The sequence below is a fragment of the Chryseobacterium antibioticum genome, assembly GCF_012927325.1.
GTDB classification, from domain to species: Bacteria; Bacteroidota; Bacteroidia; order Flavobacteriales; family Weeksellaceae; genus Chryseobacterium; species Chryseobacterium antibioticum.
Window position 1 is genome coordinate 1 of sequence record NZ_JABBGI010000036.1, and the last position, 19,728, is coordinate 19,728.

The following is a 19,728-nucleotide window of genomic DNA, read 5'->3' on the forward strand; positions in this document are numbered from 1 at the left end:
ATAGTTTTCGATCATTGCTTAATCGTTTTGACACAACAGTATCGAGTTGGAAGTCTTTTAATTATATCGCTTTTATGGTTATAGCTCTGAACAAATTTTATAAATCTAAAAAAGTTTAAATGACCTCGATATTAATATCTGATTTTTTATAAAAGTTCCATAGAAATTTTTTTAAATGGGATAAACAGGTTTTATAATTTTTGAGAGTAGCTAGTGCATATTCTTTTCCAATGAGCTTTTCCATTCTGTTATTATGCTCTTGGAAAATTGGGAGTAAATAGCGTTCAGCCTCTTGTTTTCCTGTCAAAAGATTTTTAACATCACCTGCGTCAAAGGATTCACCTGATAAAACCATGTTTCTTTCGATTTCAAGGATCTTTGACAGTAAAATGTCGAAATACTTGTTTATTGTGCGTGCCTCTTCGGAATAGCCTTTTAAACGGTTTATTTCCAAACTCCATTTAGATGCATCCACAGTTTTGCCTGTTGAGAATTCAGCTTGTTTTCTATTAACTGTAATTCTTAAATAAACTGGGCCACACAAATTGCTTTTTGCTTTAGATTTTTTAGCATATAATAATACTGAAATTTTGGTGTTCATGATTATTGATTTTAAAGGTTAAATTACTTTTTGATGACCCGCTAGTCAAGATGTTCAAATTTTGAACAGGCTTGCTTTGATAGCGGGACTTTCGGAGAAATTCGGTTACCTAAAAAATTAATAAGCTCAGGTAACTGAAAAGGGCACCTTTACTTTGAGAGAATTTGTTTTATTTTGATATATATATTCAAAAAAAATAACCCCTCAAATTGTACAATTTGAGGGGTTTTGTTAGAAATTGTTTAATTTCCAGTGGTTTCTCCAGGAATCGAACCAGGGACACATGGATTTTCAATCCATTGCTCTACCAACTGAGCTAAGAAACCAATTGTTTCGTTGTTTAACGTGGGTGCAAAAGTATAATATTTTCTTATATCGCGCAAGTTTTTCTTCGATTTATTTTGAAAAAGAGCTTTGGTGTAGGCTTTTTTATCCTTCAATAGTTTGGGAGTCAGTTATTTGAATTTAAATAAAATTTTACTAGTATTTTCATTTTTCCCCATTCCGGTCAAGTAATTTTCTAAAACTTCCATCTTTTTCGGTTTATTAAAACGTTTTGCTATAATTGGTATATTTTTAGGGCTTCTTCAGAGCTTTTCCTAAAGAAAGATATCTAAGCTGTACTGGGAGATAATACAGAAATTAAAATGATCCTTCGCTATTTCACTTTATAAGGCGTGAATTTTAAATTTAATAAATTTAATTGCCCAAAAAGTACTTTCATCTTTTGTCGTTTAGAAAAAAATCTTATTGTTAAAGAAAATTCCGGGTTTCATAAGCACAAAAAAACCTCTAAAATGAATTAGAGGTTTTAAAGTGGTTTCTCCAGGAATATATGTTTTCTTTCTTATAGCCTTTTAATAAATGTTTTAAGAAAATTGATTTTATTAGGTAACCTAATATTCCATCTAGAAAATTTTAACAAATATTCTCAAATTGTATAACAAATGTAATAACTTTTTGATTTATGAGCAAGTTTCTACACACTAATATCATTTAGGTCAAATTCTTCAACAAAACAATAATAAAGTAATCGGGTAATCATTATTACAAGATCTTTCTCCATTATGACTTAATTGAATATAGATAGAGTTAGTTTTATTATTTGGTCTTGGCAGAGTGAGAGATAAGATACTTTCTCTCCAAAAAGTTTTGTTTTGAGTCCGGCTATTTAATCATTTTACTCTTTCTTTATTGGAAATAGTAAAATGTCCTTCAAGAACAGATATATAATAACGGTCTTAGAAGAATATGTCCAATTGTAAATTAGCAAAATAAGTATAAAAATGAATTATAAATTTTAGAACAGCAAACTATATTACTCATAGTATAGAATCTCTTTGGCAATATTGAGTAAAAGTATCGGATGAAACAATTTCTGCTTTGAAATAAATTGAATTTTGGCTTGGACATCCAAAGAAATTCAAAGTATGCTTGATGAAATCAATTCAATAACAACAGTAAATAATTTTGAGTACTCAGTTGAAGGAGATCACTTATAATAGTTTCAGATAAAGAAGAAATTATTGCTTAGGAAGCCGTTTTATGTTGTGTATAGTAAGTATTCCTAGTTTTTTTGATCAAAGTCTTACGGAATTTATTAACTATGCTATTTTTAGCATAGTTTTTTTATTAGACTATAATGAAAATTTCAAGTTTTTAATCTTTACTTTTAGAATTAAAGATATATTTTTGCAAAAACACAACAAAAACACAGAATGAAAAAAATATTTACTATTTTTTTAGCTATCTTATTGTTATTTTCAGGCAAAATTGTAGCTAAAACTACAATACACATAGATTCTACCAAATTCTCCCAAACGGTAAATTTTAAGAAATTAGAAAAAAAAACATTTTCAAAAGAACGTTCAGATCAATTTTTATCACTCATTGATAACGATCCTGAAACTGATGCTGAAATAGGGAAGGCTATGGGTGCATTTAACGAAATTGAAAGCAGCGGAAACTTCACCAATCTTATCAACCCCAACGAGCTTACCGAGCTTCCGATAGGGTTGAGAGAAAATATATCCAATGTAGAATATGGTATTGTTATTACCAAAGCCAAATTCACCCCTGGATATGCCTTAATTAATGTATATGCCCGTGTTGTAACACCTCAGCAAGGAATTGAAGGAGGCAAAAAAACTTTATATTTCGGAGCCGAAGATGTTAAGCTTTCTTATAACGGAAAGATTATCGGAGACGCCAAATTGTCGCTGCTTGGCGATATCAATATGCCCTTTAATCAGAACCAGTGGATGCTTACCCTTGAAGGAGGGAGAATTAATAAGCTGAACGGAGGAAGTGTCAATGACAATACTTACGTAATCATTGATTGCGACGGTATAAAAGAGTTAGCCTTAAAAGGCAATGTACAGATATCCAGAAATGTTTTGGTTCCTTTAGATAATAACGGCAGTGTTTTACCTGAGCTTGGAACTAATGGACAAACCAACAGAGTTCGTGGAGATTTTGCTTTTAAAGCCACAGATTGGAATGATATTTTGGTAAAAGTAAGTATTACACCATTTGCCATTACCTCTCAAATCAAAAATCAGGATAAAGGATACTTTTCATTTTTTGTAAATAATGCCGTTTTAGATTTGAGTGACTTGCGGACTGATCCAAGTGTGATGTTCCCTCAATATTATAATACCCACGGATATCTAATTGGTGGAACAGAATCTTGGCGGGGATTATATGTTCAAACTCTAAACATCGGATTACCTCAGGAATTTAAAACGGAAGACCACATTGACAGCAGAGTTTCTTTTGAAGCAAATAATCTTCTGATCGATTCATATGGTGTATCAGGAAATTTTGCGGCCAATAATGTATTTCCGATTGACAGAGGGATAACCAATAAAGAAAATGCATGGAGATATTCTCTGGATAAGATCGGGGTGGATTTAGCAGCTTCTAAAATTGTAGGCGCTAACTTAGAAGGGACCATTCAATTACCTATTCAAAAAAATGATGACAATCAAAATACTGATATTCCAAAATATTTAGGATATCGTGGAATGATAACCGAAGAGGAGTATTTAATTTCTGTTACTACTTTTGATAAAATTAAATTTGATATTTGGAGTGCCAAGGCATTGATCGATACAGGATCAACGATTGAGATGCGGGTAAAAAACCGCGAATTTTTACCCAAAGCTATTCTTAACGGCAGTCTGGATATTGGAGCCAATGCAAAATATGCAGAAAGCAGTGACCCTAATGAAAAGAAAGATGCTGATTTTAAAGGGGTAAAGTTTCAAGGCTTAACGTTACAAACAAAAGCACCCTACATAACAGCACAGTATTTTGGGGTTAAAGGTGAACAAAAATTAGCCAATTTTCCGGCAAGTATCAAAGATATAGTCATTATTGCAGATGGCTCACAGGTTAGTTTGGGATTTGATGTTACGGTAGGTCTGCAGGAAGAGCGTTTCTCAGCTACCGGGGGAATGATGATAAGAGGTCTTATTACTAACGAAAATAATAAGCAAAGATGGAAATATGATGGTTTTAATTTAACCAAATTGGGACTTCGGAATGTTGATATCGGTGTGGCAATCGTTTCTGGTGAATTTCAGATTATGCGGAAAGATCCATTATACGGAGATGGATTTACGGCGCACCTGAATGCAAAGATTAAAGGAATTAAAGGAATTGAAGTAGATGTTAATGCTGCTTATGGATTTAGTACTTTCAGATATTGGGGATTCGAAGGTTCAGTGAAGGGCCTTAAGATCCAGGCAACCGCTTTAACGATTACAGGATTTACAGGTGGAGCATTCTATCACATGATTCCGGATAGGGATATGAGTTTGAATCCCGCTTATGCTAATAAAGCATTGGTCTTAAAACCAGATAATACAGTAGGCTTGGCACTAAGAGCCGGAATTTACGGTTCGATCGCCGACGAAAAAGCAGTCAGTATAATGGCTGGATTTAATATTTCCACCAATCCCAATGGAGGTTTAGCTAATATAGGATTCATTGGAGAAGCTGTTGTTATGGCAGATTTGTCCAAACTGGTGCCGGGAGATCCTTTGGCAGGTGTTAAAGACAAGTTTAAAGAAATGACAGGAAAGTCAGAATTTTTGAACAAGTTAAAAGATAATAAGACTGTAAATTCTTTTCTGGATACCAAGGCTGTTGACGAGCAATATCCGGTAACAGAAAAAGTAGAGGGAGCAATTTATGCAAAGCTTGCTATGAATTACGATTTCAACAATAGCGTTTTTCATGCAAGTCTGGATGTTTTTGTAAATGTAGCTAACGGAATTATCAAAGGTATCGGTCCAAATGGCAGAGCCGGTTGGGCAGTAGTTCACGTTGCTCCCGATGAATGGTATATGCATATCGGTACGCCAACTGATATGATTGGATTGAAAGTTGGTCTGGGAAGTTTTTATCTCCAATCCGGCAGTTATTTTATGGTAGGAAACCGTATTCCGGGAAGTCCGCCGCCACCTCCGGAAGTTGCTGAGATTTTAGGGCTTCAGCTGAATGACCTTGATTATATGAGCAGCCTTAACGCTTTAGGGGATGGAAAAGGATTTGCATTCGGAACCCACCTGAAATTTGATACCGGAGATATGACCGCTTTATTCCTTTACGCCCGTTTTCAGGCAGGTTTAGGAACAGATATTATGCTGAAAAACTATGGTGAAGCCAAATGTTCAAACCGTGGAGGAGAGCAGATCGGTATCAATGGATGGTATGCCAACGGACAGGCTTATGTGTATTTACAGGGTGAGCTTGGAATTAAAATAAAACTTTGGTTTATCAAGAAAAAAATTCCGATTATCAAAGCCGGAGTTGCTTCTTTATTACAGGCAAAAGGACCTAACCCTTACTGGATTAGAGGATACCTTGGAGGGTATTACAACCTGCTCGGAGGTATGATTAAAGGTAGATTCAGATTCAAAATGGAATTTGGAGAAGAATGTGTACTGGAAAATTCTTCTGTCCTTGGAGGTATGAAGATCATTTCCGACCTTACTCCTAAGAAAGATGAAACAGATGTAGACGTATTTGTTATTCCGCAGGCAACTTTTGCTGTGCGGGTGAATGAACCTATTGTCATTCCTGAGGATGATGGCGATCATACTTACAAAGTGGTGGTTGAAAAAATGACCATCATCGATGATCAGGGCAAAGAAATTAAGGGTATTGTAGAATATGCTAATTCTAAAGATATTGCCAACTTTGTCTCTGAAGATATTCTTCCTCCAAATAAAACTCTGAAAGCAATTGCTCAGGTAAGCTTTATGGAGAAAAAGAACGGAATGTACGAAGTGGTAATGGTTGATGGGCAAAAAGCCATTGAGATCGAAGAAAGAACCTTTACAACAGGATCAGCACCAAATGTTATTCCTTTGAGTAATATTAAATATGCCTATCCGGTTCCTGAACAGGAGAACTATTACACAGGAGAAGCCAATACCGGTTATATAAAATTGAAGCGTGGACAGGATTATTTATTTGATGATCCAAACTGGAACACCGTAACCGCTTTTGCAGCTGAATCACCAACTGAAAGCAACTTCTCTTATAATGCCAATGATAATACGGTCAACTTCAATACCCCTAATCTTGGTAAACAGAAAGACTACACATTTGCGTTAATTGCCAAAAATAAAAATGGAAATAACGTTTCCACAGGAAATGATACGGTTGAAGAGACGGTAAAAACAGAAGAAAATACAGACGACTCTGCTGTATCCATAACGACGGAAGTGAAAAAAGCTCAAAGTCTTTCCAAAGATGGAGAGATCGAAAGGCTGGCCTATACTTTCAGAACCAGTAAGTATACTACTTTCGAAAACAAGCTGTCTTCATTGAACTTTAATCCATTGTGGATCAAATTAAGCTCCGATGTGGTTACCCTTCAGAATAATATGAATGCTGATGAATATTTTGATGCCACTGAAATTTCAGGCTCAAAATATACAGACAATATGCCTCTTATTGATCTCACGGCATTAATGGATGATTCTTTTGCCAATAAATTTAAAGGATTGATTTACAACAATTATCCGATTGATGAGCTTACATTAAACAGAGCTGAAAGTGAAGATGATTTTGCAGGAATTCCACCAACAAAAGCATTCCCTGTCTTTACTTCATATATGCAGTATTTAGGAAGCGATAAAGGAAACGGGTTCTTAAAACAAACGTTCCCGTTCAAATATGATTTGTTCAGCTATTATAAATCCGACTGGTATGAGCTGATTTCGAAAGCTGCGTCTAAATATGTAGGCTCTCCGGCTAATACAAGACCACAGATAATTAATACTTTGCTGGAATCAACTTATGGTATTATCCCTGAAACCAGATACAATGTGAAAGCTAAATATACGTTGCCGGGGAATAAACAGGGAACAGAAAAACAAATAAACTATGAATTTAAATAAAGAGCTGACTCTTTATTTAATACTCAAAACAACAACAAGTAAGAACACAGAAAGATGACTAAAAGTTATTTTAAATCATATAAAGAAATACTGACGAACTATTATTTAAGGTTTGTCACAGTATTTTTGATTACAGTTTTAGGCTTAATATCTACTCCTGTAAAATCCCAGCAGTATCCCGTTAAGTTAGTTCCTGTCGTAATACCACCATATAGTTTAAAAATAGGGGATTATTCAACAAGTACTGATAACAAGCTTCAGCTGCAGGTCCTAATGACCGATTTATTAGAACCTCAGCATCAGACGGGAATTAAATTTTCCCTGGAGGCAGGTTTAAATGCTGTTCCACTGGCTAGATCCAATGATTTTATTGTGGGCATGAATCCTTTTATGCTCTATCCGGGTAACAATGTTACATTGACCAATGTAGACCTCAGATCCTTATTTGAACTACAGAATCTATCGGGGATCAATGCCGTTCAGTATTCCAAACCGTTGTCGGATGGCGTTTACCAGTTCTGCTTTCAGGCTTATGATTATTTTACTAAAAACAATCTTTCAGCTAAAACGTGTGCTACAGTGTTCATGGTTCAGTATGATCCGCCCATGCTTACGCTGCCACAAAATGCCGAAAAAGTTCAGGCGCTTTCACCTTACAGCGGAGGAGCTGGTATTGTGTTCCAATGGATGCCCAGACAGATTGCTCCCAACACGAAATATATTTTTACCTTAAAAGAGCTTTGGGATCAGGGGCAAAGCCCTATTTCAGGATTTCTTTCTGCACCTCCACTCTGGACCGAAGAAACTTATGCTCCTACCTTATATTATGGCATTGATAAGACTCAGCTGATACCGGGCAAGAGATATGCCTGGCAGGTACAGTCTAAATCAGGAAATCCTGTTTTGGGAGCGAATCCTACCGATGATAACGGAGTGTACAAAAACAATGGTTTGTCCGAAATTTTTTACTTTGATTATGTAGAAAACTGTGCCGTTCCGACACTTTTAATGGCTAAAAATGTAGGCAGGGGAAGGGTAGAACTTCAATGGAGCATTGCAGGTCAGCCGGCTGGTTTGTATAATGTGCAGTACCGTAAAAAAGGAAGCACGGCAGAATGGGTAAGCCAGCAGAGTTATCAGGCTTCTGCCATTCTTACCGGACTGGAAGACCAAACCGAGTACGAATACCGTATCGGTTCTGTGTGTGGAAATACACAGACTTTTAATAACACCAATCCATTTGAAAACAGCAATTCCGGAGGAAACGCCTATTCATATAGCGGAATACAATATTTCACAACAGATGCCAATGATGTAGATAATAATTACCAGTGCGGGATTATGCCTGCCATTGATATCGCCAATAAAACTCCATTAAATACTCAATTAGGAAATAATGAAGTCTTTATGGCGGGAGATTTCCCTGTTACTGTATTATCAGCACAGGGAAGCGGAGTGTATACGGGAACAGGATATATTGAAGTTCCGTATTTGGCGGATACAAAAATTAAGGTAAGTTTTAACAACATTAAGCTCAATACAGATAAAAAGCTTATCGAAGGAGTTATTGAAACCACTTACGATCCTAACGAATCTGCTGTGCATTATGCTTCGGGAGGTTTAGGAGAAACGTTCGGTGATGCAGGAGTAAAAGACGTTACTGTAAATTATGTGGTAACTGATATAAAGTATACGGCAACACCGCCACCGGGGAAAATTACTGTTTATGGAGATTTCGGAACAGGCGGAACCCCAAGCCAACAGGATTTCCCCGGAGGAAAAGATTATCAGATCAAAGACAAAGAGGGTAATATCTGGACCGTTGATGAAAATGGTAACGTAACCAAAGTAGGTAAAGAGGCAGAAGGTGGTGCGTCGACTTCATCAAATACAGAAGGCGTTACCGGAAGTGGAAATACAGCGGCTGTAAACCAATATACTGCAAAAGGTGTTAAAATCGAATGGAAAGAAGATGCCAATGGAAAATTCGCGTATGATACCGCAGATAAAACAAAACTTCCAAAATCTAAATACCCTTCAGTAAAAGATACAGAAAACAATACCGTATATGTACCTTATAAAGCTACGGTAAACAAACAAACTGAACTGTTTGATGCTAAAGTAACCATTACTGATCCAACGCTTAAAGATGCCAAAATTATCTTTAAAACGTTGAGCTTAGGGAAGGCCATTGAAGCTATAGAACTTAACAAAACAGATACAGAAAGAAATTACCAGCTAAAACTTCCGGGAACATTTGATTATGCAGAGGAAGAAGTGATTGCTGTACTGATGCCGAAAGAAAGTACCGGAAAACAACAGATCATCAGCAATTTCCGATTAGTACATTTAAGTCCTAAAACGGTCAATGTAAGCCTGGTGCCATTAGATGCCAATTCTCAATCTAAACTACAGGCACAGGGCAATAAGATCAATCAGATCTATAATAAGATCGGAGTCAACTTTACCGTAAAAGAAGAACCTGTTTTAGATATCAGCAGCATTGTAAGCGGTAATACGATAGGGAGTGAAGATTCTGACCTGATGAGTACATACAGCCCTCAGCAGCAGCAGATCAATGCATTGTTTAAAACTACTTATGACAGGTATGTATTATTCGTTACCAACAAGACTTCTTCTACGGGTCAGAACGGGTATATGCGTCTGAACGGTCAGTTTGGATATGTGTACAACAATGCTCCACAGAAAACTGGTGCTCATGAGTTAGGTCATGGCGTATTTAAACTGGAACATCCTTGGAAAGCTTACCAGACAACAAAAGGAGCTACAGATCTGTTAACGGATTACAGTACAGGTGAAGAACTTTCTCATCTCGATTGGAAGCAGGTAAATGATCCTGCGTTTAAGCTGTATGCGTTCCAAGGGCAAAGTAGTGGGGAGTTTACAGATATTCAGCTAACCCCAGAATGGGAGCCTTTTAAATTTACGGGTTCAAATATTTATATTTCAGGAAATATAAAATCACCCAACGGAGCCGTGCATGGTATTGCCATGTGCAAGAATGATAGCTGTTCTGAAACAGAAAATTATTTCTGGATTAATGATGCCGCTAAAAAAGGATATTATGCCGAGGGTAAATCTACACCATTAACTATTACGTACCTTACCCAGCAGGAGAAAGATAAAAACCCTGCCACTACCTTGTTCTGGAACTACGGAAGCTGTGGCTATAATAAGACCTATACAACATCCTGGAATTACATAAAAGATAAAAAAGGTTTTGATTTAACACAGGTTACTGATGAAAATTCAATAAAGTATAAAGAAACTATACCTTGTGTAGATGGTTCTGGAAGTACAGCGACTTCAGATGATACTTGTGTTGGTAAGGATGTAGCACAGATTAATCAAGGGTACACTCAAATTATTAGTATAATAAACTCTGAAGATAAAGCCATCATTATACAAAATATTAATGATGCAGATATATGCTCAATAAGATTACTGTCTTATGACCAAATTATTAAACTATTCAAAAAAATAGCTAGTGATAGTAATATTGCGGATGGGAAGGAAAAAGCAATAGTAAAGCTTGTTGCTTCAATAAAATCTGAAAAATTCAATGATTTCTTTACCCTTGTACAGGCAGACAACAATAAGATTTTAAAGAATCTTATGTTTAAAATAGATGATAAGACATTCTTTTATGGGGCAAATAATTACACCAATTTGGTTAAATTATTTTTGCAGATGTTCAATGATGTAAATAAAGACATCTTGAAAGGCATAAATGCAGATGAATTGAAAACTTATACTGTTGTTCAAAACAGTTATTTCACACCATCCAATAATGAGCCTATATTTCATATGTACTTCCAGTATGATAAGCCTGAATTACAGATTTCACAAGGAGTATGGGAAGTAACCCAAAACTGTAATTGGGTTGCAGAATCTGGAGGAGATGGACATGAAGAATGTACGACATCTCAGAGTGTAAAATATCAAGACCCTATGTATGTAAATCCATTTGATATGGTAGTATTGGCTTCTGATTCAGATTACAATCTTATCAATGGTATTACTGATGATAATAAAAAGGTGACTGTCATTCCGGCTATATTATTATTTTATGCACATGAAAAAGGGCAAGTTGAGAATATTAAAATCTATGTACAGAACACTCTAGATGTAGTAACCCTATTAGTACCTGTAACCAAAATAGCTACAGGACCAAAATGGCTTGCTAAGACATTTACTTTTGTTGATAAATGGAGCAAAGTAAATGCTGGAGTTAATTTGGCGGTTAATAATACTCCGCTAAACCAAATACCGGAAATAAAAGCTGCATTAGATGCGTACAATGCTGTTACCGCTGTGATGAATGTTACCTCGCTAGCAGGTGCAATTGGAAAAGGTAAGATTGCTAAATTCTTTAATGAGGTTGACAATCCAGCGGCAAAACAAATCTTGTTAAACCAAGCTAAAAATGGCAGTGATGATGCTAAAAAGATTCTTGATGTAGAAGCGGAATTGAAAGCTTACACGGAAGCTAAAGAAGGAAAAGGATGGTGGAAGAATTTAGATGATGTTGACAATGGGTGGCAATGGGCAAATGTATCCGATTACTTAATTTCTTTACAATCTAATTATGCTAAAGTATTTAATAAAGTCAAAAACTGGCCTGAGGATGAAGTAAAACGTTTTATGGAAGACTTCCCTACGGAAAGTTCTTTGAAACTATTAAATACAGAAGATGATTTAATAGATGTATGGAGAAATGTAAAGTATTTAAAAAATGATGCTAAAAATATCAATTTTTTACAATGGTTAAAACAAGGTAAAGAATCACATTTAGGAATACATTTACAGGGCGAAGTTAATAGCCAGCTTAATGCTGTTGGTTGTCATTTACAATCGGCAGTTGACGGAAATCGCGTTAAAATATTGCCAAATCCTCCGCCAATTTACGCCGGACAAGAATTAGTAAGAGCTAAGATCGAAATAAGCGGGGTGACAAAAAATGCTTTATCAACTTTTTTTCCTAAATCTTGGGACGTGGAAAGAGTATTGGAGGAAGTAGCCTTAATTATGACAAAACCAAGTAATCAGGTTAGTGGAAATATAAGAAAATATCAATCAATCGCAACGGATGGTATTACAAAAATAGAAGTTAGGCTCACTGGACCTAGTGGAAATTTAAATTTTGACACCGCATTTCCGTATTAAATATTTATTAAATGGATTATAAAAAAAGCACTGATATATTTAAATTAAACTTGATTAATTTAAATATAATAATAAAAAATATTTATGAAAAGGATTTTTTAATTTATAAGGAAAAAGATGGAGTCATAAAATATAATAAAGAGTTAAAAAATATTGAAAATCTTGATGATATAAAATTCATTGAGAATAGTAGTGTATATGATGAACTTATGATAATTGTTTCAGATACAAAAAATTTTCAAAACATTGATGAGTTTATCTATTACTCACTAATAAAAATAGGATATACTAATAAAGAAAAATTAGATATTTTAGTTTCTTCATATGTAAGCTTAAAGAAAGAAATTTATGAAGAGGAGTTTTTGGATTTATTAAATTGGGGATTTTTAGATATTTTTAATTATGAGATAACAGAAAAAATTGAACTTAATTATTCAAAATATATTGAATCATTTACATTTTTTGATAATCATTCCAAACCAGTCTTCATTGCAATTTTAGATGATTCGTACTACTTTTTTATTAATAATACATATACTTAAATGAGGTCATGTATCAGACTTGTTGGTTTTAGTATAAACAATTGAAAATCAATAGATATAAAACTTATATTAGTAGATGGTGCAAAATAAAATAATTATGGAAGAAAATACAGAATTGATTTTTAGGATAATGGTCACATCAACGGATGTACTAGAGAGAGATTGTAAGTTATAACAATTTTTTTAAGACAGATTTTGAAATTATTAAAGTAATTGATGATGAAGTTCCTTTTTGTGATATTAAAGTTACAAAATGGAAAATGGAAAATATTTTTGGATTAGGTTTCTCTTTGGCTAGATTGGAACAAAAGCTACGAGAAAACGGTGAAATAGATTGGTGAAAATCCTTATTGTGCTTCTTGTACAGGAATTATACAACAATTTAATGAAATGTTTCCTGACATAAAACTTATATTAATAGATGGAACTAAATAAAATTAAGATATGGAAAGTTATAAAAAGACTATTTTTAGAATAATGTGTGATAGTGAAGAATACTTGGAACAAACATTAAATTGGTACAATGAAATGTATAATACTGATTTTAAAATAGTAAATGTAATTTACTTTAACTGATATATTTAATATTGGTTATCAATTTGGAATAAAAATTCAAAAACTTAGAGAAGACGGAAAAATAGATTGGTAAATCAATCGCTTAACTATGATTATTAAAATCATTAAGGTTGAATCAGGATCCATACAGGACAATTAAGAATTGATAATCCTAGTAATCCATATTCTAATTTAAGTAAACAACAATTTATTAATAAAGTTAGACAAGATTTATTTCCCAATATTGAAAAAGCAGGCGTAGATAAATTAAAGTTGAAAGAAGCAATAGAAGAATTAGAAGTAATTAATGCTCAAGGAAATTTTAAAATTAATAAAAATGAATGGTAGTCAAATAAATAATGTAAGTAAATATTGGAAAGAAATAGATTATGATGTTTCTTCATATATTATAGTTTGGAATAATAAGGAATCACGTTTTTTTTTAGAAAATAATACTAAAGAGTTTATATTTTCTTACATACTTTTATCATACAAATATGGGATTTTGTTACCTAATAATATACAATTAAATGATAATTTAACAGAAGATATTTCTGACTTACTTGAAAATGAAAAAACAATTTTTTCTGATAATTGGATAAATTTTAGTTTCAACAAATTGTATTCATATACAAACGGTTTATTATATCAATCAATACTATTTGTAAATGAGAATAACGAATTAAAACCTGAGAAAATTGTAAATGCTGATTTATTAATGACTTATGAGGATTTTTTAAATGATAGTAATATTAATGTTTATGGGGAACCTATTAAAATCTTATTCTTTCGGAATTACTTCACTATAACATTTGGGAATGATGCTTTTTTCGAAAAACTTAATAACAAAAAAACTACTGGAATAATTGATAATTCAGAAACAGCCTATTTAAACACACCAAGATTTAATAGCTTTTTACGAGATTTTATCATTTTATGTTTTGAATATGGTGCTACAGATTTTAATTTCGAATGGTTAGGTGACGAAAATATTTCTGAAAAAGGTATATTATTTGGAAATGAGATAGTTTATTATGAAGATATTTATGATTTATTACAAGAAGAACATAAATATAAACCTTTTGAAGAAATACAGATAGAATTAGATGATACAAATTATAAAAAGTGGTTAGTTACTAAAGAAAAATAATTTCAATAAAAAGAGATTTCCCAGTCATAAATGCAAAAAAATAAGATTTGAATTATATAGATAAAGAAACGATACCTAGATGTAAAATTGAAGACAAAGAGTTTGAATGGGGAGAACCTTATAAAATTTATACTCCAATTTTTTATTTTATAGATTTATCCAGTTCTAAATTGGAAAACTCAATAAAATTATTTGGAGAAAATAATTTTAAACAACAACTATTATTGATGTATAATGTAATTAATAATTATGAAGAATTTGAAAAGCTTGTAAATTATGGAGGCGAAGAATTTAACAGAAAAATAATTTTAGAATTAATTAACTCTTATATGAAAGAAAATGAGAATATAATTGCTCCTTGGGAAAAATATGATATAGGATTAATAGAGAATGATTATATGAAATATATTGAAGAAAAATTGGGAGAAACTTTATATTATGTAAAAATGGAACAAGTATAATTTGAGTTAGATAGTTTATTATACAATTATATGGGATATTGGATAACATTACATTTATTTAATGACGAAGCTTTTTACAAAAGAGTTGTTCCTACATTATGCGGTCACTTAGGAGACTTAGAATCAGATTATTTAGATTTTTTGAAATCATATTTAATCGGTGGGATCCAGCGTTTTTCTAATGAACAAGTTAGTAAATTGTTGGAACAGTCAATAGAAAGGGTAATTGAAATCTCAAATGAATTTGATGGAAGTTTTAAAAGGCACAATGAATTTCATAAAATTGAAAATTATGATGAGAAGAATTTGTTTCTAAGTAAATATGATGGTTACGATGAATATAAACGTTTTTTTGAATATTATATTTTTAAAACCTGTGCGGACTTTTTTCCTCATATTCCTCTTGGTAAACGAGGAATATTTAGTAAGTTAGAATTAAAACCTAAGACACTTTCACACTCATTTATGTGTGAGTTTGATAATTATAATGATTTTTTTTGTTCAGATATGATGGGGATTATGAATTGGGTAACAAAAGAAGATGTTGAGTTGCTATATTATGATAAAGAAAATTTAAAATCTGAGTATGAAGAGTTCTTAAATACATTTTTAAGCTTTATCGATACTGCATTTGAAAATAAATTGGGCTTAATTGTAGGAGTAGACATGAAAGAAGATATTTTGAAACTTTTCCCAAGTAATAAACTTGTTGAAAATAGTTATTGGAGTAATATAAATACCTCTGGATTATTATTTAAAATATAAGAATAAATAAATAATTTATGACAAATAAAAAATAGAGAATAAAATTCTCACATTAAAAACATCCCGCTGCGCAAAGTCTCCTGACTTTGAGCAACAATGAAAAAATAATAAATGAAAGAAGGCTATACTATAAAAGACCAAGAAAAACCACACTTTATTACTTGCACAGTAGTAGATTGGGTAGATATTTTCACAAGAAAGGTTTATCAGGATATTGTGATTTCGTCATTAGATTATTGCATAAAAGAGAAAGGAATGATTTTGTACGGCTACGTAATAATGAGCAACCATATTCATTTAATAGTGCAGTCCAAAGAAGGTAAGCTATCAGATTTGATAAGAGATTTGAAAAAATTTACAAGCAAAAATATTTTAGAAGCCATAAAAACAGAACCCGAAAGCAGAAGAGAATGGATGCTGGATTTATTTAAAAAGGCCATAGAAAGCCATAGCAGAAATAAGAATTATCAGTTTTGGCAATACGGAAATCATACAGAAGAAATATACACCTTACATTTTATGTGGGATAAGCTAAACTACATCCACCTAAACCCAATAAGAGCAGGTATTGTAGAAAAAGCACAACATTATATATACTCTTCGGCGAGCAATTATGTTACAGGCAAAGGATTATTAGGAGTTGAATTAGCTGAAAACCCGATAATCGATGTAACAAAAAAGAATGAATTTGGGAAATATAATAATTATGATGAATGAATAATTTGCTCAAAGTCGGGAGACTTTGCGCAGCGAGGATTCTCAACAACGAAATACTGGGGTTGCTACCTTTATTCGGACGAGTAAGATGCTCACCCCAACGAGGGGAATAATGCTAATAAATAAATTATAATTCAAAAAATGAAAATAAAAATACAACTACTTTACCTATTTACATTTTTATTTATTTTACTCAAATTAAATGCTCAACCAGTTGGCTATAATGTTTTTGAAGTTAATAAAGGAGAGATGTTAAAAAAAGATTATCAATATCTCGAATATTTATTTGATAATCTTTTAGTTGCCGTTCCTTTAAATAATGAAATAACCGATTATAGTTATGAAAATCTAACGGGAATTATTGATTTACATGAGAACATAATAACTCCTTTTCAGTATAGAAATATAAGTAAAATTAGAGATGATTACAGTTTATATAATAAAAATATACCATTGATTAATATTTCGAATGGAAAAGGAATGGCGCTATTTACCCTTGGAAATAGGATACTCAAAAAAATTACAGAATTTGAATATTTAAAATTTCGCCCATTTTTATTTGATGGTAAATATTTATCAGCCTATAATGGATATTGCCAAATTATTAATTTAGAGAATGGAGATCTAATAAAAACCCAATTTGTTGAAGTTGACCCTTAGTTAATAATCTAATAGCTACAAAAGATATGAACTATAAATGGGGAATTCTTGATAATAATGGGGAAATATTGATAAAGAATCAATTTGATAAAATAAAAAAACTCTCTGATTCCTTAGTTGAAATTGAAAAAAAGGACTCAATAGGAGTGATAGATACTAAAGGTAATATAGTAATTGCTCCTGTTTTTAGGAGAATTGATGTCAGTAAAAATCTTATTCTTGCTCAGACATTTAATACAGGTAATAAACTGGAAATAAGTGATATAGTTAAACAAAAGTTGACTGATTATATTGTCTCAATTCAAAAAAAATCAAAAGTTATTTCTAAATTTTATTCTATAAATGATCGTAATATTTCCCAAGTAGGTTTATTTGGTGCGTTCAATAATAAAGGAGAACTTAAGATACCGTTTGAATATAGTTTATTACAAAGAGGTGTAGATTCTGAAATAATAGCAATCAAAAATGGAAAATTTGGGATTCTCTATGAAGATGGAAAAATTCTGCAAGATTTTAAATATGATGATATTACAGTTTTATTTGATAAATTTTACTTATTAAAAAGTAATGATAGATTGGGTGTATTTGCTAAAGATAATAAGAAATTACTAGAAGTAAAATTTTCTAAAGTTTTTCCAATATCAGCAAACGAAATTTTATATATAGAAAATAATGTTTGGTACAAAGTTTCATATACCAATGATTTTTCTAACAGTAGGATTCAAAAAATAAAATTAAATCCGAATTTTAAATTGGATTATATTGAGAAGCAGCCAGATAATGTGACAGGGAATGACTTTTTTTCATTAGAATACAATAATTTGTATGGAATAATAGATAAAAAATTAAATATAATAATTCCTCCAGTAAATGAAGAAAAGGAAAGGTACTATAATAATAAGTATTTTGATGAATCAGGGAAAATTTATTCTTCAAAAGGAATTCTTCTTAAAGATATTGATGTCAGCAGGAATTATTTTGATGATAATGTTAAATTTAAGAGTACGATAATCTGTACAAAAGATGGTAAATATGGTGTCGTTAACATTGATGGAAAAATAGTTGTACCCTTTAAATATTCTTATATTCAGAATATTGATGGAAATAAATTTATAGTAAAAAAATAAAACATGATAAAAATATTGATTTACAAATAACTTAAGTAATAAATAAAACAATTCAAATGATGAAAATAAAATTATTAATAGCTACGGCTATGTTCGCAAGTATTTCCGCATTCTCTCAGGAAATAAAAATTAAAAAAGGAGAATTACTTTTAGATGATAAAGTAGTTGCTAAAGTAGATGATAAAAAAAATGTTTACAGTTTTAGTGATTTGAATGGTCAGCCAAAATTCAGTATTAAAGTATTTCCGACAATAAATACTGAAAAAGGATGGGTTGAATTTACAGGACAAAACGGGAATGTAAAAGAAGTCGATTTTGCAGATACAGGCTTTACTTTAAGTGAAGGAAAACTTATCGTTAAAAACGCTTTGGCGCAAGGGCTTCTTACAAAAGATGGCATTAATGAAGAAAAGGTGAAAGAATTTTTCCAAACAACCGACCGCTCTCTGACAGAAAACAGAGAAAAGACTAAAAAAATGCAGCAAGAAGTAAATGATAAAGAAGATATTTTAGCCAACGAGATGGGTATAACAATAGATAATTCTGGAAAAATTTGGAATAAAAATAAAGAATTGCAAGGGCACATCCAAAGAGTTAATACAGGAAATCAAACCATAGTATTAAACTATGAATATCGTGTATATGACATCAATAAAATTCAGATTGCCAAGCTTCAGTGTACCAACAGTGATACTTATAATAGTAAAAATGGTCTGAAAATAACCACCTATGATAATAAGGAAGCTGAAATTTTTGTTACAAGAAATGATTACAGTGGGGCATTATCTCAGGATAAAATGGCTGACAGAATGGTGAGGAAACTATTTGCAAACGGATATACTCTAGGAGATATGAAAGATACTGTTGTAGATCATGTCAATAATAAAAACCAAACTGCAGAAAACAATGCCAAAGCCAACTCCAAAAACATTTACAACACTCCGGGATATGTTATTGATAAAGATGGAACTAAAAAAGAAGGCAGCATTACTATAGAGTTTGAATCTATCGGGGCTAAATTAGGGAAAGAAAAAGGAGTTGCAGATATTACCAATTACGGAGGTACTGTTACATTAAATGTTAATGGTAAAGATGAATTTTTCAAAGCCAAAGACGGCATTAAATTCTGTGCAGGCGAAAAATGTTTTATTGGTGTAGCTGGTACGAATATGTTTGGAGGAAGTGTATTTTCAGAAATCCTTTCAGAAAACAATGGAAGCTATGTTCTTTTGGATGTTAAAACTCCGGAAGATTATTATTTAAAATTAGCGAATCAACCAAAAGCAGTTTACTTAGGGGAAAAAGGAGGTTTTGGAAAAAGAAAACCGGAAAAAATTAAGAAGGTATTTGATGAATACGTTAGCTGTCCGGCTTTAGATTTTTCAAAGTATGATACCAAAACAAAAGAAGGACTTATCAACGTTTTGAATGATTACCAAAGCAGTTGTAAAAAATAATTATTAACAAGTCTTCCTGCTTTTCAATAAAGCAGGAAGATTTTAAACAAAAATCATATTGAAGCAAAACGACATCTGACTTAAATGTTT

Annotated in this window: 11 protein-coding genes, 1 tRNA gene and 1 pseudogene; 11 read left to right on the forward strand and 2 right to left on the reverse strand. The window is 32.2% G+C overall.

Features of this window, described 5'->3' with window-relative positions:
* Positions 1 to 119: pseudogene (locus HHL23_RS22640) on the forward strand (IS5/IS1182 family transposase); the annotation flags it as partial.
* Here HHL23_RS22640 and HHL23_RS20125 read toward each other — a convergent pair.
* A complete protein-coding gene (locus tag HHL23_RS20125; protein ID WP_228464889.1) occupies positions 116 to 601 on the reverse strand; it encodes an Arm DNA-binding domain-containing protein in 486 nt (161 codons plus the stop codon). The pseudogene HHL23_RS22640 and the gene HHL23_RS20125 overlap by 4 nt on opposite strands.
* Positions 602 to 854: 253 nt before the next feature.
* Positions 855 to 927, reverse strand: a tRNA-Phe gene (locus HHL23_RS20130).
* 1,392 nt (positions 928 to 2,319) lie between these two features.
* Here HHL23_RS20130 and HHL23_RS20135 point away from each other — a divergent pair.
* The 10 genes from HHL23_RS20135 (at position 2,320) to HHL23_RS20180 (ending at position 19,638) form a co-directional block, all read left to right on the forward strand.
* Complete coding sequence (locus HHL23_RS20135; protein ID WP_185194899.1) at positions 2,320 to 7,017, forward strand: hypothetical protein; 4,698 nt, start codon at positions 2,320 to 2,322, stop codon at positions 7,015 to 7,017.
* 54 nt (positions 7,018 to 7,071) lie between these two features.
* Positions 7,072 to 12,204 carry a fibronectin type III domain-containing protein gene (locus HHL23_RS20140; RefSeq protein ID WP_169236537.1) on the forward strand — a complete coding sequence of 1,711 codons (5,133 nt, stop codon included), beginning with the start codon at positions 7,072 to 7,074 and terminating at the stop codon, positions 12,202 to 12,204.
* 11 nt (positions 12,205 to 12,215) lie between these two features.
* On the forward strand, positions 12,216 to 12,746 hold the full coding sequence (locus HHL23_RS20145; protein WP_169236538.1) for a hypothetical protein: 531 nt from the start codon (positions 12,216 to 12,218) through the stop codon (positions 12,744 to 12,746).
* Between the two features lie 892 nt (positions 12,747 to 13,638).
* Complete coding sequence (locus HHL23_RS20150) at positions 13,639 to 14,451, forward strand: hypothetical protein (RefSeq protein ID WP_169236539.1); 813 nt, start codon at positions 13,639 to 13,641, stop codon at positions 14,449 to 14,451.
* A gap of 47 nt (positions 14,452 to 14,498) precedes the next feature.
* On the forward strand, positions 14,499 to 14,912 hold the full coding sequence (locus tag HHL23_RS20155) for a hypothetical protein (RefSeq protein WP_169236540.1): 414 nt from the start codon (positions 14,499 to 14,501) through the stop codon (positions 14,910 to 14,912).
* A 30-nt stretch (positions 14,913 to 14,942) separates the two neighbouring features.
* A complete protein-coding gene (locus HHL23_RS20160; RefSeq protein ID WP_169236541.1) occupies positions 14,943 to 15,677 on the forward strand; it encodes a hypothetical protein in 735 nt (244 codons plus the stop codon).
* Positions 15,678 to 15,788: 111 nt separating this feature from the next.
* Positions 15,789 to 16,394, forward strand: a complete 606-nt coding sequence (locus tag HHL23_RS20165; protein ID WP_169236542.1) for an REP-associated tyrosine transposase — start codon at positions 15,789 to 15,791, stop codon at positions 16,392 to 16,394.
* 141 nt (positions 16,395 to 16,535) lie between these two features.
* Entirely contained in the window at positions 16,536 to 17,054 is a 519-nt protein-coding gene (locus HHL23_RS20170) for a hypothetical protein (protein ID WP_169236543.1), read from the forward strand.
* 26 nt (positions 17,055 to 17,080) lie between these two features.
* Positions 17,081 to 18,181: a WG repeat-containing protein gene (locus tag HHL23_RS20175; RefSeq protein WP_169236544.1), complete on the forward strand. Its 1,101-nt coding sequence runs from the start codon at positions 17,081 to 17,083 to the stop codon at positions 18,179 to 18,181.
* A gap of 56 nt (positions 18,182 to 18,237) precedes the next feature.
* Positions 18,238 to 19,638 (forward strand): hypothetical protein, encoded by a 1,401-nt coding sequence (locus tag HHL23_RS20180; RefSeq protein ID WP_169236545.1) that lies wholly within the window; start codon positions 18,238 to 18,240, stop codon positions 19,636 to 19,638.
* Positions 19,639 to 19,728 lie beyond the last annotated feature (90 nt).

What these genes read in the sequence shown, in the direction of transcription:
- HHL23_RS20175 (WP_169236544.1), top strand. Translation starts at nt 17,081, where the DNA reads ATGAACTATAAATGGGGAATTCTTGATAATAATGGGGAAATATTGATA.
- HHL23_RS20125 (WP_228464889.1), bottom strand. Translation starts at nt 601, where the DNA reads ATGAACACCAAAATTTCAGTATTATTATATGCTAAAAAATCTAAAGCA.
- HHL23_RS20150 (WP_169236539.1), top strand. Translation starts at nt 13,639, where the DNA reads ATGAATGGTAGTCAAATAAATAATGTAAGTAAATATTGGAAAGAAATA.
- HHL23_RS20170 (WP_169236543.1), top strand. Translation starts at nt 16,536, where the DNA reads ATGAAAATAAAAATACAACTACTTTACCTATTTACATTTTTATTTATT.
- HHL23_RS20180 (WP_169236545.1), top strand. Translation starts at nt 18,238, where the DNA reads ATGATGAAAATAAAATTATTAATAGCTACGGCTATGTTCGCAAGTATT.
- HHL23_RS20165 (WP_169236542.1), top strand. Translation starts at nt 15,789, where the DNA reads ATGAAAGAAGGCTATACTATAAAAGACCAAGAAAAACCACACTTTATT.
- HHL23_RS20145 (WP_169236538.1), top strand. Translation starts at nt 12,216, where the DNA reads ATGGATTATAAAAAAAGCACTGATATATTTAAATTAAACTTGATTAAT.
- HHL23_RS20160 (WP_169236541.1), top strand. Translation starts at nt 14,943, where the DNA reads ATGGGATATTGGATAACATTACATTTATTTAATGACGAAGCTTTTTAC.
- HHL23_RS20140 (WP_169236537.1), top strand. Translation starts at nt 7,072, where the DNA reads ATGACTAAAAGTTATTTTAAATCATATAAAGAAATACTGACGAACTAT.
- HHL23_RS20135 (WP_185194899.1), top strand. Translation starts at nt 2,320, where the DNA reads ATGAAAAAAATATTTACTATTTTTTTAGCTATCTTATTGTTATTTTCA.